Origin of the sequence: Mycobacterium sp. Aquia_216 (genome assembly GCF_026723865.1) — a bacterium.
Lineage (GTDB): Bacteria > Actinomycetota > Actinomycetes > Mycobacteriales > Mycobacteriaceae > Mycobacterium.
This window is the reverse complement of record NZ_CP113529.1, coordinates 4,112,815-4,138,177: the sequence shown is the minus strand read 5'-3', so window position 1 is coordinate 4,138,177 and position 25,363 is coordinate 4,112,815. Positions and strand designations below refer to the sequence as shown.

Sequence of the window (25,363 nt, the reverse complement as noted above, 5' to 3'; positions counted from 1 at the left end):
GCGCTCTCCGTCGCGGATCAGGTCGCGGCGCGGCGAGCAGCGGGCTGGAACGCGGATGCGGCCACGCGAGGAAACCTTATTTGAGTAGGTAAGTGAGTGTCAACGAACACGGCGGCCCTCCGGAAGGTGCGGTTTGACCGGCTCGAACACCGGCACCACCTCGCCTTGCTCGTCGCCGTCGCCGGACCGCAGGTAGCGCACCCGAACCGGGTCGCCGAGTTGCTTCGAAGCGGTCCCGTACGCCTGCATATGCCGGCGCGCGCACAGTGCATAGAGGATGTTGGGGTTGACCGCACCGGAGGCCACCGACCAACCGGCCAATCCTCGCGCCGCGGCGGATCTGTTGGGGGAGCGCCATGATGCACCCGCGGAGCTCGCCCAGGCCCAACACTGCGGCCAAACCGACCCCGACGTCCTGTTTGATGCCGGCGCTGACCAGCAGTCCGTCCAGATCGCTGAGCGCCAGGCCGGCATCGGCGACAGCGCGTTGGACGGCTTCGGCTGCCAGCGCGGTCGTCGAGCGGCCGTAGACCTTGCCCAGCTTTGTCATGCCCAGCCCGACAAGCGCTCCGGTCAACGGTCCTCCCTGATCGGTGGCCGGTACACCGACTTCAGCGCGATGTAGGGCGCCAGGCCTTCGGGGCCGAGTTCGCGACCCAGCCCGCTGGCTTTGACACCGCCAAACGGCCCGAGGACGTCGAGGGCGTAGTGGTTGATTCCCACCGACCCGGTGCGCATCCGCGACGCCAGCGCCGCGCCTCGCTCGGGGTCGGCCGTCCATACCGTGCCACCCAAGCCATAGTCGGAGTCGTTGGCGATGGCGATGGCCTCGTCCTCGTCGGTGTACGGCAGGACGCACAGCACCGGCCCGAAGATCTCTTCACGCGCGACTGTCATGGCGTTGTGGACGTCGGCGAAGACCGTGGGTTCGACGAACCAGCCGAGGGACTGATTCGCGGGCACGCCGCCGCCGGTGGTCAATCTCGCACCGCTGGCCTTACCGTTTTCGATGTAGTCGAGCACGCGGGACCGCTGCGCAGCGCTGACCAGCGGACCGATCTGGGTCGTCTTGTCCAGCGGATCGCCAACTTGCAACGTACGGACCGTATCGGTCACCGCGTCGACGATCTCGGCATACCGCGAGGCCGGCGCCAGGATCCGGGTGGTGGCATGGCAGGTCTGGCCGTTGTTGGGTAGACAGATGTCGGGCAAGGCGGCGACAAACGCATCCAGCTCGGCGTCATCGCTGATGATCGCCGCGGACTTGCCGCCCAGCTCGAGCGTGACCGGCCGCAGCAACCGCCCGCAGATCTCGCCGATCGCCCGACCGGCCGCCGTTGAGCCGGTGAAGGCAACCTTGTCGACGCCGGGATGGGCGACCAACGCGGCACCGGCCTCGCGGCCGCCGGGGATCACATTGAGCACGCCGGCCGGCAAACCGGCCTGCAACGCGGCCTCGGCCCAGGCGAAGGCGTCCAGCGCGGTTTCGGGCGGCGGTTTGAGCACCACGCTGCAGCCGGCGGCCAGCGCGGGCGCGATCTTCATCGCCGCCAGGCCCATCGGGTAGTTCCACGGGACCACCGCCGCGACCACTCCGATGGGTTCGCGGTGGACGCTGACGTGTGACAGCACGCCGGGCCGCAGGTCTTCGTCGCCGAGGTGCTCGGCCAAGCCCGCGTAATAGCTCAGGGCGATCGATGGGAAGAAGCCGTTGGCGCCCAAGGAAAGTCGCCGGGGCATTCCGTTTTCGCGGCTGACCAGTGCGGCGATTGCCTTACCGCGAACCTGCAGTGCCGCGGCCATTGCGCGCATCACCTCGGCGCGCTCCGCGCCCGACATGGCCCCCCATGGCCCGCGCAGTGCTTCGCGTGCCGCGTTCACCGCGGCGTCGACGTCGGCGCCGACGGCTAGTGCGGCGCTGCCCAGCACCTTGCCGGTGGCCGCTTCGAGCACCTCGGTGGTGTTCGCCGGTGCGGACGCGGGCAGCCAGGTGCCGCCGACGAAGAACGTGTCCCTATCCAGGCTGATGTCCACGCGTGTCCTGTCCTTTCACTGTTGGCTCGCGACGGGCGCGTGTCACTGTTGGCTCGCGACGGGCGCGTGCGCCTTCGCGATAGCGGGATCCTCGGGCGGCGGCTGCAGCACCCCGGTGGTGACGAGGCGGTCGATCTCGTCGGGCTCCATGTGCAGCAGCGATGCGCAGATCTCTCGGGTGTGCTGCCCGGGCGTGGGCGCGGGCAGCAGGACCGGATCGGGGACGGTCGAGAAGACCGCGATGCGCGCCGCGGTCGGGATCGGGTGCGTCAGCATGGGGTGACGCAGGGTGTGGAAGGAGTCCCGCGCGACCAGTTGCGGGTGGGTGAGTTCCTCGGGCAGGCGGACCATCGCGGCGGCTGGAACCCCGACGGCCTGCAGCTTCTCTTCGACGGCAACGGCCTCGTGGCCGGCGGTCCAGGCGGCGAGCTGTTCTTCGATCTGTTCGCGCCGAGCGATGCGCGTCGCGGTGTTCCGTAGCTTCGGCTCGGCGGGCAGGCCGGTCACCGCGGCCAGCGCCTGCCAATCGTCGTCGTCGCGCACCGTGATCACGCACCACTCGTCGTCACCGGCGCAGGGGAACACGCCGGCCGGCGCAAGACCGCCGCGGCGGTTACCTTCGGCGTCGACGTGTCCCGGTCGACCGGAGGCTCGGCTGGAGTGGGAGGCCAGGGTGGGACCCAGGGCATACACCGCCACATCGGCCTGGGGAACTTCGATGGCGCTGCCGGCTCCGCTAGCTCCGCGCCCGATCACGGCGGCCAGCGCCGCGACCGCCGCGGCGTGGCCAGCGATGTGGTCGGGATAGACCGTCGAGCCGTCGCAGAAGGCGCTGGGCTCGTCGGGATCGGAGTCGGTGTCACGCCACAGCGACGACAGGGCGCACGAGGCCCGGACCAACGGCCCGTAGCCCATCCGGCTGCGCCACGGGCCGCGGTTGCCGAACGCGCTGCTGTCGGTGACGACGATGCGGGGATTGACGCGGGCAAGCTCGGCATGGCTGAATCCCAGCGATTCGAGGGTGCCGGGTTTGAAGTTGGCGGACACGATGTCGGAGTGGGCGACCAGCTCGCGGAATAGGCGTGCGCCGTCGGGACTGCGCAAGTCGAGGCCAAGGCCGCGTTTGTTGCGGTGGCCCCACGCGAAGGAGGCGTTCATTCCGCCGCCCTTACGGGTCTGACGCAGGCCGTCGGGGAACGCAGAGTTCTCGACTTTGATGACGTCGGCGCCGTAGTCGGCGAAGAGCCGGCCGAGTTCGGCGCCGAACACGATCACGCCGAGATCAAGCATGCGCAGACCGCTGAGCGGCGCGGCTCCGCTGGGCAACGACGGAAGCCCAAGGTCGTGTTCGGGTCGCGAGGCGCGGGCGGTGGTCAGCAAGTGGTTGTGCTCACCGGGCTTCGGCGCGCGCCGGCGCAGTCCGGCCCGTGTGCCGTCGACGAACGCGTAGCCCGACGGCACGGTCGCCCGCAGGCCGTCGGCGATTTCGGTCGACACGAGGGTTCCGGTGCTGCTGAAGTGGTCGCTGGCGAGCACCTCGTCGACGCTGAGCACTCCGGAAATCGGGATTCCCCGCGCGGTGCCCTCGGCGACCAGGTCATCGCGGCCGCGGTCGGCGAATAGCGCGGCGATCAGCGGGTTGAGCCGGTCGGAAGCCGCAAAGCGGGCGGGGATCGCGTCGTAGCGCGGATCGGCGAACTCGGCGGGCTCGCCCAGCCAGGAGAACATCGCGCGCCATTGCCTGGTGGCCAGCAGACAGATTCGAACGTGGCCGTCGGCGCAGGGATAGATCGGGTAGAAATTGGCGGCGTCGGGTCGCCCGCGCGGAAAGTCTTCGGAACGTCCGGCAGCCGCCGAGCCTTGCGAACCGAAGCCCGGGTCGAACCCGTGGACGACGGCTTCCAAAGCCGTGACGTCGACATGCTCGCCCTCGCCGGTGCGTGCCCGCTTCACGTACGCCACGAGGGCTGCCCACGCGGCGTGCACACCGACGGTCAGCGACACCACCCCCGGGGGTGGCAACAGCGGGGTGCCGCCGGGCAACCCCGATCGCGACAGCACACCGCCGGCGGCGGCAAGGACATCCTCGGTGGCCACGCGGTCGCGCTGTGGGCCGGTACGTCCGAAATCGGTGATCGACACGATTACCAGCGCGGGATTTGCCCGCAACAGCGCCGCCGGAGTCAACCCACGGTCCTGTGCCTGCGCGTGGCTGAAGGACTCCAGCAGGATGTCGGCATCGGCCGCAAGGTCCAGCAGCGCCGATCGGCCGGCGGAATTGTCGAGGTCGACAACCACCCCCGCCTTATTGGCGTTGCGCAGCGCGAAGCCCACTTGGTCGCTGCGCCCGGGAGACCCACCGAGCGGCTCGACGCGGATGACTTGGGCCCCGAGGTCGGCCAGGATGCGGCCACACCATTCCGCGGCGCCCTCGGTGAGGTCGAGGACGCGCAGCGCGCTCAACGGCAACCTCGACGTACCGGGCGTGAGGGTCAACACGTGCCTTTCCCTTGTATTGAGCCGCGGGCTGCCAGACAGCTTCAGCCCACCGCGTGTGGCTGGAGGGTGCCCGTCTGAAGGATTTGCCTAATGCTAATAGGTTTAACCGTTGGAGGCAAAGCCGCGCAACCCGTCGGCTCGGGAATCAAACGACTCCTCTGGTAACCGGTCCGGCTGTGCAACGATCAGCTCAAAGATGCTCGCTGTCAATGCTTCCGGTTCTCGGCGCCGATGCCCCGTGAGAAGCGCTCACCGTCGGGTCTCCCGGCTGACGTGGCGGATCAGGTAATAGGAAAGGGTCATGATCCACGAGAAGAAGTAGATCATCGGGATGCCGAGGCCGATTATGCCGCTCCAGGCGAGCGGGCCGTCCTTGAAGAAGATGATGAACCCAGTAGGTATCAGCGCCGCCGCCGTCGCGAGGCATAGGAAGCCCGCCCAGCGCGGAAACACTGCGGGAGTGGCGGTATCGCGCAAGATCGCGCCGCCCTGCGCCAACAGCAGCAGGCTGAACACCGGGTAGGGCATCACAAAGCAGAACCACGCGATGTCATAGAGCGCCTGGGTGACAAAGGCGGGGATCTCGCCTACGCGATAGACCATGATCCCGAAGAACATCGGACTGAGCGCGAGGATTGCCGCGCTCGCGCCGCCGCATACCAGTTGAACGTAGGTCAGCGCGGGGTAACGGCCGTCGGTGGGCCGCAGCTCCAGCGCTACGCCGGTCACGAAGGTTGCGAACAAGCCGAAGCCGATGATCATGAAAATGACGCCGATGCGTATGCCGATCTTGTTCGCTGCCAGATTGGCGACAACCTGCTCCGCGGACAGGCCCGGGCTGGGAAACGGCAGGAATCGTGCGAAGGCTACGAACCCGATGGCGAACAGGACGGTGCAGGCGATACCGCTCCAGGCGCATGCCAATCTCGCCGTGCGATTCAGGGCTGGACCAGTGCCGGGCCGATGACGGATTACTGGATCGGTGCCGATTTCGTGGTCCGTTGTCATGTTGCGGTCCTCCTTGATCGCACAAATGTGGCTGGCGCCAATGTTGAGTTGAACATATTGTTCAACTCATACAGTATGTCTGACTCGGGTACGCTGTCCAGGTGCCGAACGAGTTATCTCGCCGCATTGGCGATCACGCGTCGGTTCCACGGCAGGGGGCGCGAACGGAGAGCGCCCAAGCGGCGGTCGGCCGACGGCGACGTGAGGCCTCGGCGAATGAGATCCTCGCGGCAACCCGACGACTCCTCGCGAGCGGCGAACCGGTCGCACACTTGAGCGTCGAACGCATCCTGGCCGAGGCGCGGGTCGCAAGAGCGACCTTCTACGCCTGCTTCACGGACAAACACGCCGTCATTAGTCGGCTCGCACAGCAGTCCCTTGCCTGGCGCGAGGAGGTCTCCGGTGACGCGCTCCGCGACCCGCATATGACCCGAAAGACGCTCGACGACTTGATGCGCAGGATTGTTCGGCAGTGGCGCATGAACCGTCAGGTACTCGCGGCGATCATCGAGTTGGCCGAGCATGACCCGGGAATGCGGGAGGTGTGGCGCGCGGCCGTCGGGGAGATTACTAGCCAAACAGCTGGATACCTGAGGGAACGCTGGAAGGGCAGTCCTGACGCTCCGGCCGATCCGGATGCTGTTGCCGCAGCGATGACTTGGATGTTCGAGCGGTGTTGCCATCAGCTTGCCGTCGATGACACCTCGGCGGAGACTGTCGCCATGGCACTTTCGGAGATCCTATGGCGGACAACGACTTATACGGTGAGCGGGCCGATTGTCGCTAAGAAGCGCTGACGACTTTTGCTTTCGTCTCGCTCGCAGCACACGCTCTCTCAGCTGAAAATGGCCGCGGTCGGAGCATCAAGGTTGATGGTCTTCAACTCGTAATAGGCCTGCACTGCTTCGGGGCCGGTGTCGCGGCCGATGCCGGAGTTCTTCACTCCGCCGAATGGTGCCTCGGTGTTGTAGACAAACGCATTGACGCTGAAAGTGCCCGTGTGCACGCGGCGCGCGACCTCGGCGGCCCGGCGTGGGTCCGTGGTGAACACGGCGCCGTGCAGCCCGTAATCGGAGTCGTTAGCTATCGCGATCGCCTGATCGACAGTTTCGTAGCGCAATACCGACACCACTGGCCCAAAGATTTCTTCACGGCAGATCCGCATCGAATTGTCGGCGCCGGTGAAGACGGTGGGCTGGACGTAGAAACCCTTGTCCAGGCCCGGGGGAATCCCGCCGCCGGTGGCGATTACGGCCCCTTCCTGCTTGCCGGCATCGACGTAGTTCAGCACCCGTTCGCGCTGACGCGCCGAAACCAGCGGGCCCATCGTCGTGGCGGCGTCGAACGGATCGCCCACCGTGAACGATTCGGCGGTGGCTACCAGGGCCGCGGTGAATTCGTCGTGACGACTTGCCGGTAGGAGCACGCGACTGTAGGCCGCACACACCTGACCGGTATTGAAAAAGCAGCCCATCGCCAGCCCCGCCATGGTCGTCGCGATGTCGGCGTCGTCGAGAACGATTGCCGCTGATTTGCCGCCCAGTTCGAGCTGCAGACGCTTGAAGCTTCCGCCACACTGTCGTCCGATCTCGCGGCCGGCGGCGGTGGACCCGGTGAAGCTGACCTTGTCGATCCCGCGGTGATTCACCAGCGCCGCACCGGATTCCCGGCCGCCGGTGATCAGGTTGAATATCCCCGCCGGCAGGCCCGCTTGGCTGAGAGCCTCGGCGATAAAGAAAGCGTCGAGCGGGGTCTCCGGGGCTGGCTTGTAGACGACGCTGCAGCCCGTGACCAGGGCGGGGATGATCTTGGAGATCGCCATGTTGAAGGGACCGTTCCACGGCGCGATGGACGCGACCACACCCACCGGCTCCTTGACGACCGCTGCGGCCCCCAGCTGTGTTCGTCGCAGTTCGCTGACCGAATCGTCCTGCGCGACATGGAGAAAGTAGCGTCCGGTCTCCAGCGCACCGGGGATCTGAATGCCGGCAATGCTGGTCGGAAGACCCATCTGCGCGGTCACCAGCGTGGCGATCTCATCGATTCGCGACCCGAGCAGTTGCAGAGCGCGCTCGAGCACGTCGACGCGTTCGGACACATTCATAGCCCACCAGGCTCCCCGGTCGAAAGCGCTGCGGGCGGCTCGTACCGCCACATCGACGTCCTCGGCGCCGGCCTCGGGCACCTGTCCGATGGTCTCTTCGGTGGACGGGCACACCACCCTGATCCGCGCCTTCGACGCGGGTTTGCACCACTCGCCGCCTATGAATAACTCCTCATGCACGTGCATACGGGCCCTTTCGCCGCTCTCTACGAATTTTCTTAAGTACTGAGGGCTCGCAACCCGCACGCGTAATCGGCTCGAATTCCCTGTAGCGAAATGGAATTGGATCGCAGGAGCCGATTACGCTGCAGGCACCTCAGGGGTGAAGCGAATGTGCAACTCCAATACGCCACGCACCTGCGCGGTGTTCGATACCGACGGCCGATCGGGATCGGGCTCGACGTCCGGGTTGTCGAACTCCCGCTCGTCGCGGTTGGCCGCGGCGAGCACCACCAGCAGCTGATCACCGGCCCGTGGGTGCACACCGCCCAGTTCGGTGTCGTGGACCACGCTGCGTCCCGCGGATACTGCGGCCTCCATGCGTAGTACTTCCTCCACGGCCGCGGGGATCAGACTGGGGTCTTGGACCAGCGCGTCCCGCTGCTCGCGGTGGGCGCCGAGGTGCATGAGGCCCCACGCCAACGACCCCTGAGTGGTGTGCAAACCGGCGATGAGTAGCAGCATGAAAACGTTGCACAACTCGTCATCGGTGAGTGGCCGTGGCTGAGTATCAATTACGATGTCGCTGTTAATGATCGATGCCGTCACGTCCGACGCGTCCGCACTTCCACTGCGCCGGTCGGCGACTATTGCGGCGAAGTAGGCCATCATTCTGTCCGCCGCTTCGGCCCGGGCGGCGATGGACTCTTCCTCGCTGGCGCCAGGGATGCCATGCAGCGTGGTGCCGGTGGCTTCGGTGAACATAGGCGCGTCCGCCAGCGGCCAGCCCATCAATGCCAGGAATACGCGTGCAGGCAACTCGTGAGCGAATTCGGAAATGAACTCCGCCGACCCGCGGGCGGCGAGTCCGTCGATCAACTCGGTCACGATGGCGCGAATTTGCGGTTCCATCGCGTTCATCCGGTGCGAATTGAAAAGCGGTTGCAGCGCACGCCGGTAAACGGTGTGCGTTGGTGGGTCGTCCTCGAGGGGAATGAACTTGCCAAACCCGTGCGGTATCAAGTTGTTCGGGTAGCTGGAGAATCGGGCTGGGTCGCGTAGCACCTCAGTGATCTCCTGGTACCGGGTGACGATCCAATGTCCGCCATACAAAGGGGAGTAGACGACCGGACCGACGCCGGCCACCTCCTCAATTCGCTGGTTGAACACGTCTTCGGGCGCGGCCAGGGTGGGGTCGTACACATCGAAATCGACAACCAGATCCGCGGGGACTGCTTCGATGGTGTTCATAACCCAACTCGCTCCTGCCATTTCGATTGTTGTCCTGAGCATCGCGCTGCGCTACTGAGTGACAGAATCGTCCACACTCTTTGAACGTGGCCGAGCGCCGCCCGGAGGCGGCCAACGCAATTAACTTATGTACGTAGGTAAAATGTGTCAAGCGTCACCCAGGTGGCCGTAACTTCGTGTTCGCCACTATCAGTGCGACCCTGGTGTACACCTCGCTCAGCGCGTGAAGACGTCGAGTTCCTTCCGTTGCTCTCGCGCATGGTGTAAACCTAGTGCATATAGGTAATTGGATTTATGGGCGTTGCGCGGCGGATCGCGAGGAGGACGCGGCGATGGCACAGGCTTTGACGGCGTCACAGGGACGCATAGCGAGGTCATCGTGGTTCGTCAACGAGACGGCAGCGTGAAATCGTTCGTGAACCACTGTCGCCACCGCGGTGCGCTGCTGGAGGAGCGGGAGCGCGGCAGCTGTCGGCTGTTCTCCTGCGGATATCATCGCTGGTCATACAATCCGGACGGTTCGCTGCGCGCGGTGACGCGTGGCAACACCTTCGGCGAGGTTGACCGCGCCGAACACGGGCTGATCGAGCTGCCCACCCAGGAGCGCCACGGGTTGGTATGGATGGTGGACGAGGCTATCGCCTCGATCGACGTCGCCGATTGGCTGGGTGAGGCTGTCGACGAGATGCTGGCCGACTACCGGCTGGATCGGCTCATCACCTTCCGCAGCGCCGCTTACGACGAGCCGGTCAACTGGAAGATCATGCAGGACACGTTTATTGACAACTACCACATCCACTACGCGCACCCGAATTCAGCGGGAAAGCATGTGTACACCAACGTGCAGAGCGTCGAGGACTACGGCCGTCACGTCCGCATGACGACGCCGCGTAAGTCGATCGACCGCGTGTTGGTCGACGAGCCGGCATACGGCCTGCTGGCCAAGCACGTCATCGAGGGGCATCTTCTGTTGCCCAACAGCACCTTGCTACGCCAGACCACGCACTTCGAGTTGTTGACGTTTCGCCCCCGTCCCACCGAAGCGGGCCGTTGCCGAATGGAGATGCGACTATTGGTGCCCACCGTCGAGGACACCGGGATGGATGAGGCGAAGTGGCAGCGGCTTTCGGAGAAGAATTGGGACATCCTGCAGGCGGTGCTCTATGACGAGGATTTTCCGCTGCTGCGGGGATCGCAGGAGGCTATGGAAAGTGCGAACGCGGGACCGATGCTGTTGGGGCGAAATGAATTGGTGAACCATATATTTCGCCGAGAGTTGCACAAGCTGACGACGTGAGTACTGAGCAGTCGCACGGCCAGAACCCTTCACCGGGCGCCTACGATCTGAGCGGCACGACAGTGGTGGTCACCGGTGGCAATGCCGGTATCGGTGTCGCGCTGGCTCGCGGTGTCGGGCGCGCTGGGGCCACGGTAGCGATCTGGGCGCGAAACGACGACCGCAACCGGAGCTTCCTCACCACGCGCGCCGCCGCTCGGCACATGATCGAACGGGGGAGTGGTTCCATCGTGGTGGTGTCGTCCATGGTGTCGCGCTACGGCGCCGCTCGTCAGGCGGCCTATGCCGTCACCAAGAGCGGCTTGGTCGGCCTGGGCCGCACCCTCGCTGTGGAACTGGCCCGCTACGGAATCCGAGTGAACATCCTGGTCCCGGGATGGACGATCACCGCAATGAATGAGTTCCTGCGTGCCGATCCAAAGTTCATGAAAGCCGCTACCGCACGAATTCCGTTGCGCCGCTGGGCGACCGACGAGGATGACCTCGATATTGCACCGTTTCTGGCCCACAGCGGACTGACCTACCATACCGGTAACGAAGTGGTTGTCGACGGCGGCTACAGCGTCTTCTGAACGCCGGCGATTAGTGGAAAGTGGGAACGCGGCGGTGTCGACGATCGACGGAGTTCTGGACCTGTTCGCCATTACGGGACGCGTGGCAGTCGTGACCGGAGCGGGCAGCGGTCTGGGCGCCGGCTTCGCTCGCGCTCTGGCCGAGGCGGGCGCCGACGTGGTGATTGCCGGTCGCCGGGTGGGGCGGTTGGAGGCCACCGCGGACAGTGTCCGCGCGGTAGGGCGTGAATGCCTAGCGGTGCCTACCGATGTCACACGTCCGAAGGATTGCGCAGCGCTGGTGGAGGCGGCGGTCGACCACTTCGGCCGGGTCGACGTGCTGGTGAACAACGCCGGCATTTCTCAAGTGACACCCGCATCGCGGGAACGACCCGAGGATTTCGCGTCGGTGGTTGAAGTGAACCTGTTCGGCGCCTATTGGGTCGCGCAGGCCTGCGCTGGCGCCATGGGCCGCGGGTCGAGCATCATCAACGTCTCCAGCTTGCTCGGACTGGTCAAATCTGAGCTGCCGCAAGCGGCTTACGCCGCCAGCAAAGCCGGACTGATCGGTTTGACCAGAGACTTGTCCAACCAGTGGGCCGCCCGAAAAGGCATTCGGGTCAATGCCATCGCGCCGGGATTCGTCGAGACCGACATGACCAGCGAGATGTCGCAGGAAACCTTGGGCCGTTTCCTGGCCGGGTGCTCGCTGGGGCGCGTCGCCACTCAGCGCGAGATCGACGCTGTGGTGGTGTTTTTAGCCAGCCCGGCGTCCAGTTACATCACCGGCTCCACGATCGCCGTCGACGGTGGCACCTCGGGTCATTGACGATGTGGCTGTGCCGTAGCCAATAGTGGCTCGTCGGCTCGGGTGCCGGCACCGATCTCGCGGGAGAGTTTCTGGTGGATGGTGATTGTCATCGACATGACCCAGATGACGAACGCCGTGAGCGGGATGTACAAGCCGACCACTCCGTTCCATGCGAACGGTCCGTGCTTGAAGAACAACACCAGCCCGGCCGGGATGATCAGCATCGCCACCCACAGGCTGAGGTATCCGAGCCATCGCGGCAGCACCGGCTCGCTACGGCGATCGATCAGGATCGCGGCGGCTATCGCGAGTAGTTGCACCCAGAGCGACCAGATGACGGTCATGAAGAGAATCCAGCCAAGGTCATGGAGCGCGCGGGTCACGTCGGGTGCGCGGTCGTCGTACCGGAAGCTTACTGCCATCCACACGCCGATCGGCGTGATGAACTCCAGCGACAGCAATGCGCACGAAACCATCTGCACATCGGCCAGCGCCTTCGCACCGTCGATGCGTCTGATTTGGCCCGAGATCGCTATGGCCCACGGCACCAGCAGAGCCGAACCTGCCATGGATATGACCATGCCGAGCTTAATCGCGATCGAGTGATCTGCGTAGAGGCGCACGATTTCTGCTGCGCTGGCGCTGGGACGCGAGGGAGGTATGAACCCCGCGATGAACAGGAACGCTCCGAGCCACACCGCGATCATGGCCGGTCCGCTCCAAATGAGGACTCGGTGGACTCTCGCTTCCATTGCTACCTCCTGGCAAAACTGTCGTCGGGCGCTGTGTCTACGTCAAGTGTTTAGGCGAAAATAAAAACTCCTAGGAGCAGCGCGCACACGATCAGGCAATACGCTTCGAACAACCCGCGCAAGACATTTGGCGCCTCGCGCAACTCCATGAAATAAAGGCCAACCAAGCGGACTTTGATGAAGGCGATCAGCAAGATGATCACGCTGGCGAGCTGGTGATTGGGCATGCCATGCTGAGTACCGAGCGCCCAGGATACCCCGGTAGCGGCCACCAGTATCACCCAGACCGCCGTTGCAGGCGTGCGAAGTAGGGTCGTCATCCGTCTCACCTGACCAAGAAGATCAGTGGGAACAGTACCAGCCAGAGCAGGTCGACCATGTGCCAAAAACAAGCGCCGCCTTCGAAGAACGCCCACTGGTGTGGGGAGAGATCGGGTTTGCGGGCCAAGAAGAACAATACGGTGAGCACTCCCAATCCGAGGATCAGGTGAAACAGGTGCAAGCCGGTCAGCACAAAATAAAGTAGGTAAAAGCCGTTGGTCGTCGGGATCTGGTGTGCTGCAATCCGTTCGGAATATTCGAAGGTCTTGACGATGATGAACGCCGCGCCGCAGAGAAAGGCGCCGGTGACCAGGCGTTGCGCCAGAATCCGCTCGGTAGATCTCATGGCGCGAACAGCCAGCACGACGAATAGCGAACTGACAAGTAGGAAAATGGTGTTGACCGCGCCGAAGTTCTTATTCAGCGTGGACTGGGACAGATCGAACACTTCGACGTGCTTGCTGCGCTGGACCAGATAGTAGGTGAAGAAGACGGCGAACACGCAGATGTCGCCGAGGATGAAGATCCAGACACCCGCTTCGCCGGGGATCCTCTTTGTCGTCTTCGCTGCGAGCGGTGGTGACGGCTGAGTGGCTATGGGCTGCAAGCGATGTGCCCCCTCTCCAGATCGCTGGCTCAGACGGTGGCCAGCTCGGGTCGGTTCTCGGCACGTCCTGCTTTTTGCCGGTCGATGGCCTGCAAAGTAAGCACAGACATGGCGATCATCCAGCCGAAGAAGATCGCGAAGGGGATCCAGAAGGCGCCGACCCCGTTATAGGCGAACAACCCGTCGTGGAAGAACACAATCAGCCCAGCGGGGAAGATCAGGATGGCGCACCAGAAGTTCAGGTAGGCGACCCACCGCGGATACAGCGTGGGCACGTTGTGGTCCTTGATGATCGCCAAGCCGATGACTGCCATCCACAACGCGAACGGCGGCCAGGTGAACAGGAAGTCGAACCACACCCAGTCGTTCATGATCTGCATCACCGACGGGTCGAGCGATTCCGGGCGAAACGCGATGACACCCCACGTCATCGGGATCAGGATGAAAAAGACATAGCCGCCACCCTGCAGGGCGATCGACGAGTACGTCAGGATCGGCCAACCGCGTTCCATCTTGCGGATGAAGACGGTGATCGCCATGCACCACGTCGCCCAAAACGACCAGAAGATGCACTGGATCAAACAACCAAGCCGGATCTCGTTGTGCCGGTCGATGAATCTCTGGGCCAGTTCCTTCGCCGAGAGGGCAGGAGACGGCGGCGGGATGAAATGCATCATGAAGCCCTGCGCGACGATCATCGCGACGATCAGCGCGATGCCCGACCAGACGGCGGCTTTCGCCAGGCCCGAGTCCAGTTCGCCCTTCTTCATGATGCGTCTCCAACTCTCTAATGCCAATGATAAGTGACACTATCTTAGATCGTAAGTAACACTTACGATAGAGGTAAGAATCGGGAGTGTTGGGGATGTATCCAGACGGGTGCGCCAGGTGGCGGACTCGCGCTTCAGGTGCGCATCCGTCGGCCGCGCCGCATGCCTCGGGTTAGAGTCAGGGGCAATGTCGTCGAGTAGGGAGGCCCGGATGTCCAGTTCGGCGTTGACTGCCGGATCTCACCGTTAGTCGTGTCGGTGGCCAGCCCTCGCAACGGACGCCGCGGCGCCGACGAGATAAGAACCCTCGTCCTAGAGGCTGCGCATCGTCTCTTTTCCGAACAGGGCTATCACGGCACCACCACCCGTCAGATTGCCGAGGAGGCCGGCGTCGGCGAGTCGGTTCTGTTCCGCAATTTCGGCAGTAAGGCTGAGCTGTTCGAGACCACAATCGTCTCGCCGTTCTCCGATTTTGTGAATCACTGGGCTACGACGTGGAACGTAAGCATGACGTCGCAGTCGGATCCCGTGGAGATAGCGCGTTCGTTCGTCAAGGGCTTTTACGGACTGGCCGACGAGCACAAGGAGTTGTTTCGCACGCTGGTGGCGGCGCGGGTCAAAGGCGGTGAGCCGGTACTCGCCGAGGTCGCGGCGCGGGTGAGTGGCAAACTCGCCGAGAATCTACGCACTGTGCGGCTCGTGCTGACCGAGCACGGCGCCGCACGGCATTTCCGTGAGCTTGATGCCCCGGTGACCGTTGCGTTGTCCGTCGGGTCGGTGCTGTCGTTGGTTTTACTGGACGACTGGCTTTTTCCGTCGGATCAGCGTCGCCCGGGCCGGAGCCGCCAGATCGAGGAAGCCGTGCAGATGCTGCTCTACGGGGTGACCGGCCGCTGATCGGCGAACACACCCGCCGCCGGCTTAGCTCCCGGGCAAAAACGCCGGCAAGACAAACGTTTTCAACAACATCCGAGTGCCCGAATCATCGGTGCCGCTCACATCGTGGCGACCGACCAGGACGAACTGCACCAATGCCAGCCACCGGCCGACTGCCAACAGGTCGAGGTCCGAACGGATTTCGCCGCGTTGGACTGCCAGCCGCAGCACCGGCTCCCACATCTCGGCGGTGAGTTCGGCGACCAGCGCGGATCCGTTGACGATCGGGGTGGTCACTCCCAGATATTCGGGACCGACCAGGATCCGCATGATCGGGTCCCGTAGACCATGGTCGATGAGATAGAGCAGCCCCTCGACGAGTTGTTCGTCGAAAGACTCAAACCCAAAGATGTAATTGCGAGCTCGGTCGAACAACATCCGGGCACGCCGTTCGATCAACGCCCCCAACAGGTTATCGCGGTCGCCGAAATAGCGGTACACGGTGGGCCGGGAGACTCCGGCTTGCCGTCCGATGTCATCCATCGTCGTTTTCGAGACGCCGTAGCGCGCAATGACCTTCTCGGCCGCGGCAAGGATTTGTTCGCGTGCCTCGGTGGCGTTGCCGCTCAGAACGCTGGTGTTGGTGCGCCGCCTGGTCCTGCCGGGACCGGCGAGGCTGAGAGATGCTACCGGCGGGGGCGGCATGCCGGCGCCGGGCCCGATGTCATCTCGCGCGGGTAAATCGTTGCCCAATGTCATGATATTCCTCCCGGACCGCCTGTTTGGCGATCTTGCCGCTGGGCAACCGGGGCAGCGGTTCGGATCGAAGCACCACGTACCGCGGCACCTTATAGTCGGACAGCAGTTGTTCGCAGTGCGCGATTACCGTCGCCTCGTCGAGGCTTTCGGCTCCGGGTGCCACCGTGATGATCGCGGCGGGCGTCTCGCCGAATCGTGGGTCGGGGGCGGCGATGACGGCCACCTCGGCGACGCCGTCAAGGCTTGCGATGGTCACTTCCAACTCCACCGGTGAGATGTTGATTCCGCCGGAAATAATCAAGTCTTTGATGCGATCGACGAAAGTGATGCGCCCTTGTGCGTCGCGTGTCCCCAGATCGCCGCTGTGTAACCAGCCGTCACGAATCGCCACGGCGGTGGTTTGCGGATCGTCCCAATATCCCGGGGTGACGCCGGGGCCGCGGACCACGATCTCGCCGTGTTCGCCAGGTCCGACCGCCGAGCCGTCGTCGGCCATCACCGCCACTTCGGTGAAAATCGAGCCGACGCCGCACGAGTCCGGGTGGCCCAGTGCGTCGTCCTTTAGCGTCGCTGTCGCCACGCCGCCGGCCTCGGTCATCCCGTAGATCTGGCGCAGCAATACGCCTTTGTCTGCCCAGCGCTTCAGCAGGTCTGCCGGCACTGCCGCGCCACCGACGATTGCGGTTTGCAGTGAGCTTAGGTCGGCGCTGTCGAATTCGTCTGCCCGAGAAAGGGACTCGAAGATCAGCGGGACGCCGAAGATCGCGCGCACCGAGTGTTGTTCGATCAGATTCACCGCGCGAGACGGATTGAGTTCTGGTTCGACCACCAGGGTTCCGCCCAGCACGGTGGTGATCAGCAGTCCGTATACCAGGCCCGGGGTGAATGCCAGCGGCAACACCAGCAACGTCACCGTTCCCGGTCGGAAACCCTCTTCGGTCAGCGTGTTTTCCAGCACGATGGACAGCAGGGTGTTGCTGGTCAGAATCACACCTTTGGACAGTCCGGTGGAGCCGCTGGTGAAAATCACCGCGATCGGCTCCGCACCGTCCCGGTCGACGCGGAAATCGTCGGGAGTGCCGGTGCGTTCGGCGTCGATGCTGTCAAAAGGCAGCACCGCGAATTCGCGGCCCGCCTGGCATGCCTTGTGGGCGACGGTGGCATGGGAGGACGCGGCGATCAGCAGGCTGAGCCCGGCATCGTCGGCAATTTTGCGGATCTCCGAGGGCTTGAGGCGGGCGTTGAACGGCACGAGCACCGCACCGGCCTTCATGATTGCCAACGCCGCCACCGGCCATTGCAGCGCGTTGGGTGCCAGCAGTCCGACACGGTCGCCGGGCTTGACACCGTCGTCGGCCAACCGCCGCGCTAGCCGCCCGGACCAGTCGTGCAGTTGCCGATAGCTGAGTTGGTCCTTGCCAAGGATGACCGCGGGCCGGTCGCCTTTGGTTCTTGCCCACCAGTGCAGTGCTGAGCCGACTGTCGCGGCCATTTTCCTCCTCGAGTCTCCGACGGGTCAGATCGTCGCCGCCGACCCGAACACGGTCGAGCTGACGAGCGGAGCCATTGGACCGCCGATGAGTAGCGAAACATCGGCATCGGAAACAGGATTGGGTGAACCTCCGCGGATCTGCCGTACCGCCTCGGCCACCAGTCCGATCCCGTGCACGAAACCTTCGGCGATGTTTCCGCCGGCGGTGTTGATGGGCAGACGGCCGCGGTGGACCGTCAGGTTGTCGACGGTCAGGACCTCGCCGGCCGCTGGCCCTGGCGGGCACAGCCCGTGGTCGATCATGGACGCGACCGCGGGACCGGTGAAGTTCTCATACACCTGCGCCACGTCGACATCTGCCGCACTGAGTTGCGCACCTTCCCAAAGTCGGTTCACCAAAGAGGGATGGAATCCCGCACTCGTGTAGGTGGTTTCGTTTTCGACCGATTCGGTCCAGCCGGCGGCGGCGCCCTGCACTCCGGACAGGATGTAGGCCGGCGTCCCGCGATAGTCCCCCACGCTTTCGGTGCTGACGACTAAAATCGCGGTGGCGCCGTCATTTTCACGAGAGCAGTCAAAGAGTCGAAGCGGCTCGGAAATGAGTCGGGCACCCTGGTAGCGGTCGTGATCGAGCGGCTGACCGTAGGCGACCGCGTTTGGATTGTTCTGCGCATGGTGATAGCCGGCACGTGCGACCGCCTCCAGGGTCGAGGGCGGCACACCGTCGACGTCGAGCATCCGCTGGGTACGCATCGCGCACACCTGGGCCGGTGCGATCATCCCGTGAGCGGCATAAAGGTGGCCCATGTGTCCCTTGTTGTATGCCCCGCGCCCGTCGGTGGCCTCAGATAAGCCGCGGTAGACCGCCACGCATTGGGCCTGCCCGCTGTATACGGCGGCGGCAGCGCAGTTGACCGCCGCCGCCACCGCACCGCCGCCGCCACCCCAGACCTGGGTCGACCAGCGGACCTCATTAACGCCCAGTGCCGCGCCGATAGCCAGACCTTCGCTGGAATCCCCTGCGTAGGAGACGAACCCGTCGACGGTTCGCGGGTCGGCACCCGCGTCGTCGCAGGCCCGCAGTATCGCCTGCAGTACCAATTGCGCCGACGACAGCGGGCTGGTGCCGCGTTTGTAGTAGTCGGTGGCCCCAACGCCAACCACCGCGGTCGAGCCGCGAAACCCGCTCATCGTGCCTCCACGTCCGAATCGGGGTCCAGGTGCCAGCGCACCAGGGGCCAGTACCGGTCGTCGGCGGGCTGGTCGATGGCCCCACGCACCGTCGCACCGATACGGGGGGTCACCCTGTCGGCCTGGGCGAGCACGCCCAGGACCCGGCGGCCACCGGCCGAGGGGAGCTCCACTAGCACCACGACATAGGGCAGGTGGCCGGTGGCCTCCGCGGCGAACGGCTGCCAGGTTCGCGTCCACGAGTAGATGGTCCCGACCGGGTCGACCGCCTCGAAGGCAGTGTCGAAACTATGACATGCGGGGCAGATGGGGCGCGGCGACCAGATCCACGTCGCACACTCACGACACCGCTGCAGCAGCAGCTTTCCCGCGCGCAGCCCTTCCCAGTGTGGCGTGTCGAGGCCATCGTCCGACGGGCCGGTAAGGCCCACCCAGGGTGGCGTATCGGGGATGTTGCGCACACTGGCCACCCGCCAGCTGCCATCGGTGAAAAGCACCCAACGGCTGCGCAATTCGAACCATTGGTCGTCGAGCTTGGTGTAACGGATGATGACGTCGTAGCTTCCCGACTCTGCTTCGCTGATAGAGCGCACCTGGGCACCCTTGAGCCGGGCAGGTACATCGGCCGAGGCGATCAGTTGCCCGATGCGGTCGGGCAGGAAATCTGCCAACACCGCCTTATTGTCGCCCGCGGCGACGGCTTTGCCATGGGCCTCAGCGGTGCTTTCCAGGTCGACCGGGATCGTGGCGGTCATGGCCGGACGCCGAGTTGATAGCGCACGTCGGTGCGGTCGTGTTGGAATCCGGCAAGGCGGCACGCATTCACGATAAGCGTGTCGTCGGAGTCGACATAGATGATCAACCCGGCCATTCCGGCCTCCTGGACGACGGCTGCCGCGCCGTCAAGTAACCGGCGGCGCTGCGGCAAATCCGCGGCCGGCGTGGCGAAGGCTGACACTATGGTGGCGCAGCGGCCGAATTCCTCGGATGCGACTGCGCGCATGTCCAGCGCTACCACCCCGACGACGCGTCCCGACTCACGCAGCGCGTAGGTGCGGTCGCCGCCCGGGTTCACCGGTACCCAGGCCAGGTCGGCGAGAGCCGCCTCGTCAATGGATTCCAGCACCGGGGCAGCGGTGGCGTCCTCGATCGTGTCGGCCGAGCGGATGAGTTTCCACACCCGCCGGGTGCGTGGGATCAAGAATCGATTCGACAGCCGGCCGGCCGCGGGGTGGTTGCCTTGTGCCCATGCGGTCACCGTGTGGGCGCCGGTGTCGAGCCAGCCGCCCGGAGTAGTCGTGTCCAAACCGACCCTCTCCACCAGCAGTGTCATGATCCCGATCGAGCGCAGGCGCGGGTCGACTACCGCGCTCGCGTGCGCCGACCCGTCCGGCAGGCACTTGAGCCGGAGCACTCCGGCGATTCGCTCTGGTTGATCGGGCTCAGCCATGCTAGTCGCGTGCGGCAGCATCCAGATCAGTAGATGACGCTGCGACGAATCGGATTGGGACATCGCACGATCGACATCGGCGAAATCGATCCGGTTATATTCGGGTTCGGCGTCATAGCCGGCGGCACGCTCGAGAAGATCCGATAGTTCGGTCGATTCGTCGGAGTTAAGACTATTGCGCCACTCGTATTTGATCATTGCGAGGTCACTGCGCGGTGTTGCCCTCGGCGAGCAACTTCTTGGTCTCCCGGCGGAACACCTGGTTAGCGGCCTCGTTGCGGCCCAACAGCATATCGCCGGCATCGGCGCTGGCCATGCCGCGCTGCGAATTGCGCAGCAACGGGAAATCCTCGTTGTGCAACACCGCCAGCAGGATCTCCCAGTTCTTGTCCCACAGGCGGTTCCAGTGTCCCTCGTCCATCCCCGAGTCTTCTTGGCTCGGCACCATCAGCCGCTGCTCCATGCGGGACTTGGTCGGATCACTCGGATGGGGACGGAAGGTCAACAGCTGGAAGTGATCTGGTTGGCGCAACAGTGTGCTGTTTGGCAGCAAGAAGTGCGTCTCGGTGACGTAGCGGTCCAGTTGGCGGTCACCTGGGTCTTCTTCCAGCCAGCGGTCGATCGACTTACGCGGCGCGATGAATCGGCAGTGCCGGCCGAAATCCTCGAATGCCATGACGTTGGTGTGAATGATCTTGCCCGCGGTGTTGGGGTGAGCGTACTGAATGTGGTATCCGTCGAGGAACGCATCCTGCATGATCTTCCAGTTGGTCGGTTCGTCGAACCCCGCGGACCGGACGCATTGGAGCTTGTCCAAGTGGTAGCCGGCCAAGATCGCATCCATTTCGGGACCCAACCAGCCCTCGACATCGATCTCAGCGTGCGCGTTGTCGACCACCCAGATGAAACCGTGCCGCTCCTCGCACGGTATCTCGACCAGACCCTGCTTTTTGCGATCGATCTCGCCGAACGTGGTGTCTCGGGTGACCATCCGCAACGAGCCATCGGGATCGTAGGACCACCGATGGTACGGGCAGGAGAAGAATCGGCAGCGTCCCTTCTCGCTGTCCTCCAAAAGGGCCCCACGATGTCGGCACAAATTCACGAACGTCTTGACACTCTCGTCTTTTTGACGCACCACGATGATGTTGTTGCGCGGCATTTGCACGGTCATGAAGTCGAACGGGCGCGCGATCTCGGAGCCGTGGGCAACGATCGACGGGACACGGCCGAAAATAAGATCCCGCTCCTGTTGCGCCAGTGCCGGATCCGTGAACTCGCCCGCGGAAAAGCCAACGACCTCGTCGAACTTGTCAGTCGTTTCGTTCCGCAACAGCTCTAAAGCCCGACGGATTCGGTCCTGGCGGGGAAGCGATGTGGTCATGGGACTCAGTTCTCTGGTGTAAACGTGATTGGCATGCGAAGGCAGCCACGCACCTGCGTCGAGTGGAAGACCGGGGGATCCGATTCCACCAGTTGGTAATCCGGGATGCGACGGTGCAGTTCCTCGAGAGCGACGGTCAATTCGATGCGGCCGAGATGTGAACCCAGGCAGCGGTGCACTCCCGCGCCAAACGACAAGTGCCGGTTGGGGGAGCGGGCGATGTCGAAGTCGCCCGGGGACGTAAAGGTACCCGGGTCGCGGTTCGCCGAGCACAGCATCAGCAGCAGCTGGTCACCCTCGGCGATGTTAACCCCGCCGAGTTCGACATCGCGGGTCGCGCGGCGGCCGGCGGCGACAGCCGCCTCGATGCGCAGAATCTCCTCGACCGCTTTGGGAATTGTGGTCGGATCGGCAATGATCAGCTCTCGCTGGGCGGGGTTGTTGACCAGATGCACGATCGCCCACGCCAGCGATCCCTGCACGGTGTGTAGGCCACCCATCAACAGCAGGTAGAACATCAAGATGAGTTCTTGGTCTTGGAGGACCCGGGAGCCGTCCGGCAGGTCGACCTCGGTGTTGATCAGGATCGACGTCGCATCGCCGTGCGGGTTGTTCCGCCGATCCTCGATCACCTTCTGGAAGTAGCCGGCTACGGTCAAACCGGCGGCGATGCGGGCCTGGTCGGACTCCTCCTGGGTGCCGCCCGGCTTGCCGAACAGCACTACGTCGGTGGCCTCCGTGAACAGGCCGGCGTCTTCCAACGGCCAGTCCATCAGTGCCAGGAAGATCCTTGCCGGCAGCTCGTGGGCGAACTCGGAGATGAATTCGGCGCTTCCTTTTGGCGCGAAGCCATCGATCAACTTGTTGACTACCGCACGGATATCGTCCGAGAGTTTCTTCATGCGTTGGGGACTGAACAGTGGCTGCAACACCTGGCGGTAGGCGGTGTGCTCCGGTGGGTCGAGTTCGAGCGGGATGAACTTGCCGAAATCCATTGGTGTGACCAGATTGTTCGGGTAGCTGGAAAACGTCTCAGGGTCGGTCAGGACCCGATGGACTTCCTCATACCCGGTTACCACCCAGTGCCCGCCGTAAGCCGGCGAGTAGACAACGGGACCTTTGGCGGCCAGATCGGCCACCCGCTGCTGAAACACGTCCACCGGGGTCGCCAGACTCGGGTCGTACACGTCGAAGTCCGTGACGAGGTTCGGCGGCACTCGGTCCATTGCTGTGGTCATTCGTCTACGCTCCAATCAATTGCGAAATCAGTTATTTGCCAGCTCAATTCGCGTTGGGAACGGGCTCGGGGTTGAGGTCTTCGGGGAACCACATTCCGACGCGGGCAAGGGTGCCCCCGTCGGTTGCCCCAAGGGTGGCCCCGGAAATGTAGGCCGAGTCGTCGGAGACCAAGAACAGCGCCACCTTGGCATTGTCGAGCAGCGACGGAGGCCGGGGCACCTTCAGCGGTATTGGCGAAATAGTGGGATTCCACGGGCCCGCAACCTCTTCGTAGGATTGGCCGACTACCGGCGCACCCGGGGGCAGCAAGAAGTTGGGCGACATGCCGTGCGTCGGCGCAATGGCATTGACGCGGATGCCGTAGCGACCCAGATCCAAACTCAACGCGCGCACCAAGCCATTGACGCCCGCCTTTGTCGCGCAGTACAAGGCAATCTTTGGGTAGGCGACCAGCGACGCCGCCGATGACGTCGCCAGAATGGTGCCGCCGCCGTTGGCCTTCAGGTGGGGAACCGCGGCCTGCGCTGTGTAGACAACACCAGTCAGGTTGACGCCCAACACGTGCTGCCAATCGGACTCGGTCATGTCCTCGAACTCGACAGGCTGCTCGGTACCCAGAGCCGCTGCGCCACCGCGCGACACAATTCCCGCGTTGGCCCAAGCGATGTCGAGCTTGCCGTAGTGATCGACGGTGTTGGCGACCGCGGTGGTTATTTGGTCTTTCTGTGCGACATCGGCGGTGATCGCGATGGCGTCACCGCCCTGCTGCTCGACCAGCTTGGACGCCTGCTCGGCCCGATCGGCGTCGATGTCGACGATTGCGACTCTGGCACCCTCGGCCGCGAACAGCTGCGCCGCTTGTCGGCCAAGGCCAGAGCCCGCTCCGGTGATCAAGGCAACCTTGCCTTCGAGTTTCATCGTCCTCCTTCGGTTGGCGCTCTGTTGCGGGTCCGAAAAGCCTCACGTGTCGGAGCCTGGATGCGGTTGACGAGCGAAGTGTTGCACCCGCGCGGCACGCGGTGTGACATCAGCTACAGTCTCCGTGGCGTTAAACTTACGACACTAGGTATGAGACGTCAATCAAAAAATGTCAGCTGATTTGCGGTTCGACCGCCCGGCTCGCCTTGTCCGGGTTACCTGCGTTGGCTGGAAACATTGCCTGTACACAGGCTTAAGCTCGGAAATCATCGCTGATCGCGCCGAACTGTGTCCAACGGCGCGGACCGCGACTCGCGACGTCGGACCCTGCTACCCACCAGCGGCCCCCAGGCCGTAATCTACGACAGAAAGGTTATTGGGTCGGGACGCGGAGGTGTGATGGACAGCGACCTGTTCGACGTGGACCACGAACGGTTTCGTGCGTCGGTACGCGGATTCGTGGAGACCCATGTGGTTCCGAAGCTGCAGCAGTGGGACGCCGATCGTTTGATCGACCGCGAGACCTGGCGGATCGCGGGGAAGCTCGGCCTCCTCGGCCAGGCCGCGCCAAAAGAGTTCGGCGGAGCCGATGAACGGGACTACCGCTATCGAGTGGTGATCCAGGAGGAGATCGCGCGGGTTGGCGCCTCGGCCCTGCAATCGGGGTTCTCCACCAACGACGACATCGTGTTGAATTACCTGCTACGTCACGCCGGCGAAGCACAGCGAGAACGGTGGCTCCCCGGATTTGTGACCGGCGAGACCATCGGAGCCATCGCGATGAGCGAAGCCGCCGCGGGCAGCGATCTGCGCGCCATCCAGACCACTGCCAAGAAAGACGCGCGCGGCTGGGTTTTGAACGGCTCCAAGACTTTCATCACCAGCGGCATCTTGTGTGATCTGGTCATTGTGTTTGCCAAGACGGACCCGGACGCGGGCTCCCGAGGCTTCAGCTTGTTCGTGGTCGAGGAGGGCACGCCTGGCTTCTCCCGCGGCCGCAAGCTGGACAAGGTGGGACTGCATGCGCAGGACACCGCCGAGCTGATGTTCGACGACGTGCTCCTCGGAAGGGACAATCTGCTCGGCGACGGGGGAGCGGGATTCGCCTACCTGATGCAGAGCCTGCCGCTGGAGCGTCTCGGGATCGCTATTGCCGCACAGGTTTCCGCTGAGGCGGTGTTCGACTGGACGATGACCTACGTCAGCCGGCAGCGCGCGTCCGGCGAACGAATCGGCGATCTTCAGTCGCCGGGATTCCTGCTGGCCGAAATGAAGACGGCGATCGAGGTGTCTCGGGCGTACGTGGATCGCTGTGTGTGCGCCTACAATCGCCGCACCCTGACCGCCGTCGATGCAGCCAAAGCGAAGTATTGGGCGACCGAGTTGCAGGGCAAGGTGATTGATGCCGGCCTCCGACTACACGGCGACTACGGTTACGTGCCGGAATATCGGTTCGCCAAGGCACTCATCGACGCGCGTATTCAGCGAATCTATGGCGGCACAAATGAAATTATGCGCGAGATCATCCGCCGGGATCTGATGGTTGCTTCGGGCTGAGCACCAACCGCTCGCCGGTACTCGCTAGTCCTCCTCGATGATCAGCGCAACCTCGGGGCAGGCGTTCACGCCCAGACGGGTGGCTTGCTCGTCGCCGGGGGCGACGGCGTGGTCCTGCAGCGTCGAGTAACCGTCGTCGTCGATGGGAAACAAGTCCGGCTCGACCGCGAAGCATTGCGCATGTCCAGTGCACTTGCCACGTTCAAGATGAACCTTCATGACCTATCGCCTCCGCTCGACTGCTTGACGCCAAAAGGGGCTGACCTGCGCTTCACGCAAAACTATAGGCATTAGTTGTTTGGGAGTCCAGCTTCCCCGCGGGGTTTCGCGGCC

Annotated in this window: 25 protein-coding genes and 1 pseudogene; 7 read left to right on the top strand and 19 right to left on the bottom strand. The window is 64.0% G+C overall.

Features of this window, described 5'->3' with window-relative positions:
• Positions 1-99: 99 nt before the first annotated feature.
• The gene (locus OK015_RS19385; RefSeq protein ID WP_268125534.1) at positions 100-306 is read right to left on the bottom strand and encodes a hypothetical protein; all 207 of its coding nucleotides are present in this window, start codon (positions 304-306) and stop codon (positions 100-102) included.
• On the opposite strand from OK015_RS19385, the gene OK015_RS19380 reads away from it, so the two are divergent.
• Positions 287-625, top strand: a complete 339-nt coding sequence (locus OK015_RS19380) for a hypothetical protein (RefSeq protein WP_268125532.1) — start codon at positions 287-289, stop codon at positions 623-625. The genes OK015_RS19385 and OK015_RS19380 overlap by 20 nt on opposite strands.
• Here the strand turns inward: OK015_RS19380 and OK015_RS19375 are convergent.
• From OK015_RS19375 to OK015_RS19365, 3 genes are all read right to left on the bottom strand, one after another.
• A complete protein-coding gene (locus OK015_RS19375; RefSeq protein ID WP_268125530.1) occupies positions 574-2,034 on the bottom strand; it encodes an aldehyde dehydrogenase in 1,461 nt (486 codons plus the stop codon). The genes OK015_RS19380 and OK015_RS19375 overlap by 52 nt on opposite strands.
• 42 nt (positions 2,035-2,076) lie before the next feature.
• Positions 2,077-4,533, bottom strand: a complete 2,457-nt coding sequence (locus OK015_RS19370; RefSeq protein WP_268125528.1) for a CaiB/BaiF CoA-transferase family protein — start codon at positions 4,531-4,533, stop codon at positions 2,077-2,079.
• A gap of 249 nt (positions 4,534-4,782) precedes the next feature.
• Complete coding sequence (locus tag OK015_RS19365) at positions 4,783-5,541, bottom strand: hypothetical protein (RefSeq protein ID WP_268125526.1); 759 nt, start codon at positions 5,539-5,541, stop codon at positions 4,783-4,785.
• Positions 5,542-5,813: 272 nt separating this feature from the next.
• On the opposite strand from OK015_RS19365, the gene OK015_RS19360 reads away from it, so the two are divergent.
• Positions 5,814-6,338: a hypothetical protein gene (locus tag OK015_RS19360; protein WP_268125524.1), complete on the top strand. Its 525-nt coding sequence runs from the start codon at positions 5,814-5,816 to the stop codon at positions 6,336-6,338.
• Between the two features lie 38 nt (positions 6,339-6,376).
• On the opposite strand, the gene OK015_RS19355 is transcribed toward OK015_RS19360, so the two are convergent.
• A complete protein-coding gene (locus tag OK015_RS19355) occupies positions 6,377-7,831 on the bottom strand; it encodes an aldehyde dehydrogenase (RefSeq protein WP_268125522.1) in 1,455 nt (484 codons plus the stop codon).
• Between the two features lie 114 nt (positions 7,832-7,945).
• Entirely contained in the window at positions 7,946-9,055 is a 1,110-nt protein-coding gene (locus OK015_RS19350) for a cytochrome P450 (protein ID WP_268125520.1), read from the bottom strand.
• A 367-nt stretch (positions 9,056-9,422) separates the two neighbouring features.
• Here OK015_RS19350 and OK015_RS19345 point away from each other — a divergent pair.
• The 3 genes and pseudogenes from OK015_RS19345 to OK015_RS19335 all read left to right on the top strand — a co-directional run.
• Positions 9,423-10,352: pseudogene (locus OK015_RS19345) on the top strand (aromatic ring-hydroxylating dioxygenase subunit alpha); the annotation flags it as partial.
• On the top strand, positions 10,349-10,924 hold the full coding sequence (locus OK015_RS19340) for an SDR family NAD(P)-dependent oxidoreductase (RefSeq protein ID WP_268125518.1): 576 nt from the start codon (positions 10,349-10,351) through the stop codon (positions 10,922-10,924). The pseudogene OK015_RS19345 and the gene OK015_RS19340, both read left to right, overlap by 4 nt.
• A gap of 34 nt (positions 10,925-10,958) precedes the next feature.
• On the top strand, positions 10,959-11,732 hold the full coding sequence (locus OK015_RS19335) for an SDR family NAD(P)-dependent oxidoreductase (protein ID WP_268125516.1): 774 nt from the start codon (positions 10,959-10,961) through the stop codon (positions 11,730-11,732).
• Here OK015_RS19335 and OK015_RS19330 read toward each other — a convergent pair.
• Genes OK015_RS19330 through OK015_RS19315 form a run of 4 tightly spaced genes read right to left on the bottom strand, consistent with a single transcriptional unit; the run spans position 11,726 to position 14,164 of the window.
• Positions 11,726-12,466 carry a hypothetical protein gene (locus OK015_RS19330; RefSeq protein WP_268125514.1) on the bottom strand — a complete coding sequence of 247 codons (741 nt, stop codon included), beginning with the start codon at positions 12,464-12,466 and terminating at the stop codon, positions 11,726-11,728. The genes OK015_RS19335 and OK015_RS19330 overlap by 7 nt on opposite strands.
• A gap of 50 nt (positions 12,467-12,516) precedes the next feature.
• Entirely contained in the window at positions 12,517-12,786 is a 270-nt protein-coding gene (locus OK015_RS19325; RefSeq protein ID WP_268125512.1) for a cytochrome C oxidase subunit IV family protein, read from the bottom strand.
• A gap of 5 nt (positions 12,787-12,791) precedes the next feature.
• Complete coding sequence (locus OK015_RS19320) at positions 12,792-13,394, bottom strand: cytochrome c oxidase subunit 3 family protein (protein WP_268125509.1); 603 nt, start codon at positions 13,392-13,394, stop codon at positions 12,792-12,794.
• A 29-nt stretch (positions 13,395-13,423) separates the two neighbouring features.
• Complete coding sequence (locus tag OK015_RS19315; protein WP_268125507.1) at positions 13,424-14,164, bottom strand: hypothetical protein; 741 nt, start codon at positions 14,162-14,164, stop codon at positions 13,424-13,426.
• A 258-nt stretch (positions 14,165-14,422) separates the two neighbouring features.
• Between OK015_RS19315 and OK015_RS19310 the strand changes: the two genes are divergently transcribed.
• Positions 14,423-15,061: a TetR/AcrR family transcriptional regulator gene (locus OK015_RS19310; RefSeq protein ID WP_268125505.1), complete on the top strand. Its 639-nt coding sequence runs from the start codon at positions 14,423-14,425 to the stop codon at positions 15,059-15,061.
• A 24-nt stretch (positions 15,062-15,085) separates the two neighbouring features.
• Here OK015_RS19310 and OK015_RS19305 read toward each other — a convergent pair whose 3' ends face one another.
• Genes OK015_RS19305 through OK015_RS19270 form a run of 8 tightly spaced genes read right to left on the bottom strand, consistent with a single transcriptional unit; the run spans position 15,086 to position 23,473 of the window.
• Complete coding sequence (locus OK015_RS19305) at positions 15,086-15,799, bottom strand: TetR/AcrR family transcriptional regulator (protein ID WP_268125503.1); 714 nt, start codon at positions 15,797-15,799, stop codon at positions 15,086-15,088.
• On the bottom strand, positions 15,765-17,291 hold the full coding sequence (locus OK015_RS19300; RefSeq protein WP_268125501.1) for a class I adenylate-forming enzyme family protein: 1,527 nt from the start codon (positions 17,289-17,291) through the stop codon (positions 15,765-15,767). Before OK015_RS19300 ends, OK015_RS19305 begins: the two co-directional genes overlap by 35 nt.
• Before the next feature lie 24 nt (positions 17,292-17,315).
• Positions 17,316-18,482, bottom strand: coding sequence for a thiolase C-terminal domain-containing protein (locus tag OK015_RS19295; protein WP_268125499.1), 1,167 nt, complete (start codon positions 18,480-18,482; stop codon positions 17,316-17,318).
• The gene (locus OK015_RS29075) at positions 18,479-19,237 is read right to left on the bottom strand and encodes a Zn-ribbon domain-containing OB-fold protein (RefSeq protein WP_326498489.1); all 759 of its coding nucleotides are present in this window, start codon (positions 19,235-19,237) and stop codon (positions 18,479-18,481) included. Before OK015_RS29075 ends, OK015_RS19295 begins: the two co-directional genes overlap by 4 nt.
• Positions 19,234-20,130 carry a hypothetical protein gene (locus OK015_RS19285; RefSeq protein WP_268125497.1) on the bottom strand — a complete coding sequence of 299 codons (897 nt, stop codon included), beginning with the start codon at positions 20,128-20,130 and terminating at the stop codon, positions 19,234-19,236. The genes OK015_RS29075 and OK015_RS19285 overlap by 4 nt, the downstream gene beginning before the upstream one ends.
• 7 nt (positions 20,131-20,137) lie before the next feature.
• The gene (locus tag OK015_RS19280; protein WP_268125495.1) at positions 20,138-21,316 is read right to left on the bottom strand and encodes an aromatic ring-hydroxylating oxygenase subunit alpha; all 1,179 of its coding nucleotides are present in this window, start codon (positions 21,314-21,316) and stop codon (positions 20,138-20,140) included.
• Between the two features lie 5 nt (positions 21,317-21,321).
• Positions 21,322-22,554, bottom strand: a complete 1,233-nt coding sequence (locus OK015_RS19275) for a cytochrome P450 (RefSeq protein ID WP_268125493.1) — start codon at positions 22,552-22,554, stop codon at positions 21,322-21,324.
• A 43-nt stretch (positions 22,555-22,597) separates the two neighbouring features.
• The gene (locus OK015_RS19270) at positions 22,598-23,473 is read right to left on the bottom strand and encodes an SDR family NAD(P)-dependent oxidoreductase (RefSeq protein ID WP_268125491.1); all 876 of its coding nucleotides are present in this window, start codon (positions 23,471-23,473) and stop codon (positions 22,598-22,600) included.
• A 399-nt stretch (positions 23,474-23,872) separates the two neighbouring features.
• Here OK015_RS19270 and OK015_RS19265 point away from each other — a divergent pair, with 399 nt between their 5' ends.
• Positions 23,873-25,030 (top strand): acyl-CoA dehydrogenase family protein, encoded by a 1,158-nt coding sequence (locus OK015_RS19265; protein WP_268125489.1) that lies wholly within the window; start codon positions 23,873-23,875, stop codon positions 25,028-25,030.
• A 24-nt stretch (positions 25,031-25,054) separates the two neighbouring features.
• Here the strand turns inward: OK015_RS19265 and OK015_RS19260 are convergent, their stop codons facing one another.
• Positions 25,055-25,249 carry a ferredoxin gene (locus tag OK015_RS19260; RefSeq protein WP_268125487.1) on the bottom strand — a complete coding sequence of 65 codons (195 nt, stop codon included), beginning with the start codon at positions 25,247-25,249 and terminating at the stop codon, positions 25,055-25,057.
• Positions 25,250-25,363: the final 114 nt, after the last annotated feature.

What these genes read in the sequence shown, in the direction of transcription:
- OK015_RS19295 (WP_268125499.1), bottom strand. Translation starts at nt 18,482, where the DNA reads ATGAGCGGGTTTCGCGGCTCGACCGCGGTGGTTGGCGTTGGGGCCACC.
- OK015_RS19275 (WP_268125493.1), bottom strand. Translation starts at nt 22,554, where the DNA reads ATGACCACAGCAATGGACCGAGTGCCGCCGAACCTCGTCACGGACTTC.
- OK015_RS19280 (WP_268125495.1), bottom strand. Translation starts at nt 21,316, where the DNA reads ATGACCACATCGCTTCCCCGCCAGGACCGAATCCGTCGGGCTTTAGAG.
- OK015_RS19300 (WP_268125501.1), bottom strand. Translation starts at nt 17,291, where the DNA reads ATGGCCGCGACAGTCGGCTCAGCACTGCACTGGTGGGCAAGAACCAAA.
- OK015_RS19325 (WP_268125512.1), bottom strand. Translation starts at nt 12,786, where the DNA reads ATGACGACCCTACTTCGCACGCCTGCAACGGCGGTCTGGGTGATACTG.
- OK015_RS19350 (WP_268125520.1), bottom strand. Translation starts at nt 9,055, where the DNA reads ATGAACACCATCGAAGCAGTCCCCGCGGATCTGGTTGTCGATTTCGAT.
- OK015_RS19330 (WP_268125514.1), bottom strand. Translation starts at nt 12,466, where the DNA reads ATGGAAGCGAGAGTCCACCGAGTCCTCATTTGGAGCGGACCGGCCATG.
- OK015_RS19285 (WP_268125497.1), bottom strand. Translation starts at nt 20,130, where the DNA reads ATGATCAAATACGAGTGGCGCAATAGTCTTAACTCCGACGAATCGACC.
- OK015_RS19270 (WP_268125491.1), bottom strand. Translation starts at nt 23,473, where the DNA reads ATGAAACTCGAAGGCAAGGTTGCCTTGATCACCGGAGCGGGCTCTGGC.
- OK015_RS19315 (WP_268125507.1), bottom strand. Translation starts at nt 14,164, where the DNA reads ATGAAGAAGGGCGAACTGGACTCGGGCCTGGCGAAAGCCGCCGTCTGG.
- OK015_RS19260 (WP_268125487.1), bottom strand. Translation starts at nt 25,249, where the DNA reads ATGAAGGTTCATCTTGAACGTGGCAAGTGCACTGGACATGCGCAATGC.
- OK015_RS19305 (WP_268125503.1), bottom strand. Translation starts at nt 15,799, where the DNA reads ATGACATTGGGCAACGATTTACCCGCGCGAGATGACATCGGGCCCGGC.
- OK015_RS19365 (WP_268125526.1), bottom strand. Translation starts at nt 5,541, where the DNA reads ATGACAACGGACCACGAAATCGGCACCGATCCAGTAATCCGTCATCGG.
- OK015_RS19355 (WP_268125522.1), bottom strand. Translation starts at nt 7,831, where the DNA reads ATGCACGTGCATGAGGAGTTATTCATAGGCGGCGAGTGGTGCAAACCC.
- OK015_RS29075 (WP_326498489.1), bottom strand. Translation starts at nt 19,237, where the DNA reads ATGACCGCCACGATCCCGGTCGACCTGGAAAGCACCGCTGAGGCCCAT.
- OK015_RS19265 (WP_268125489.1), top strand. Translation starts at nt 23,873, where the DNA reads ATGGACAGCGACCTGTTCGACGTGGACCACGAACGGTTTCGTGCGTCG.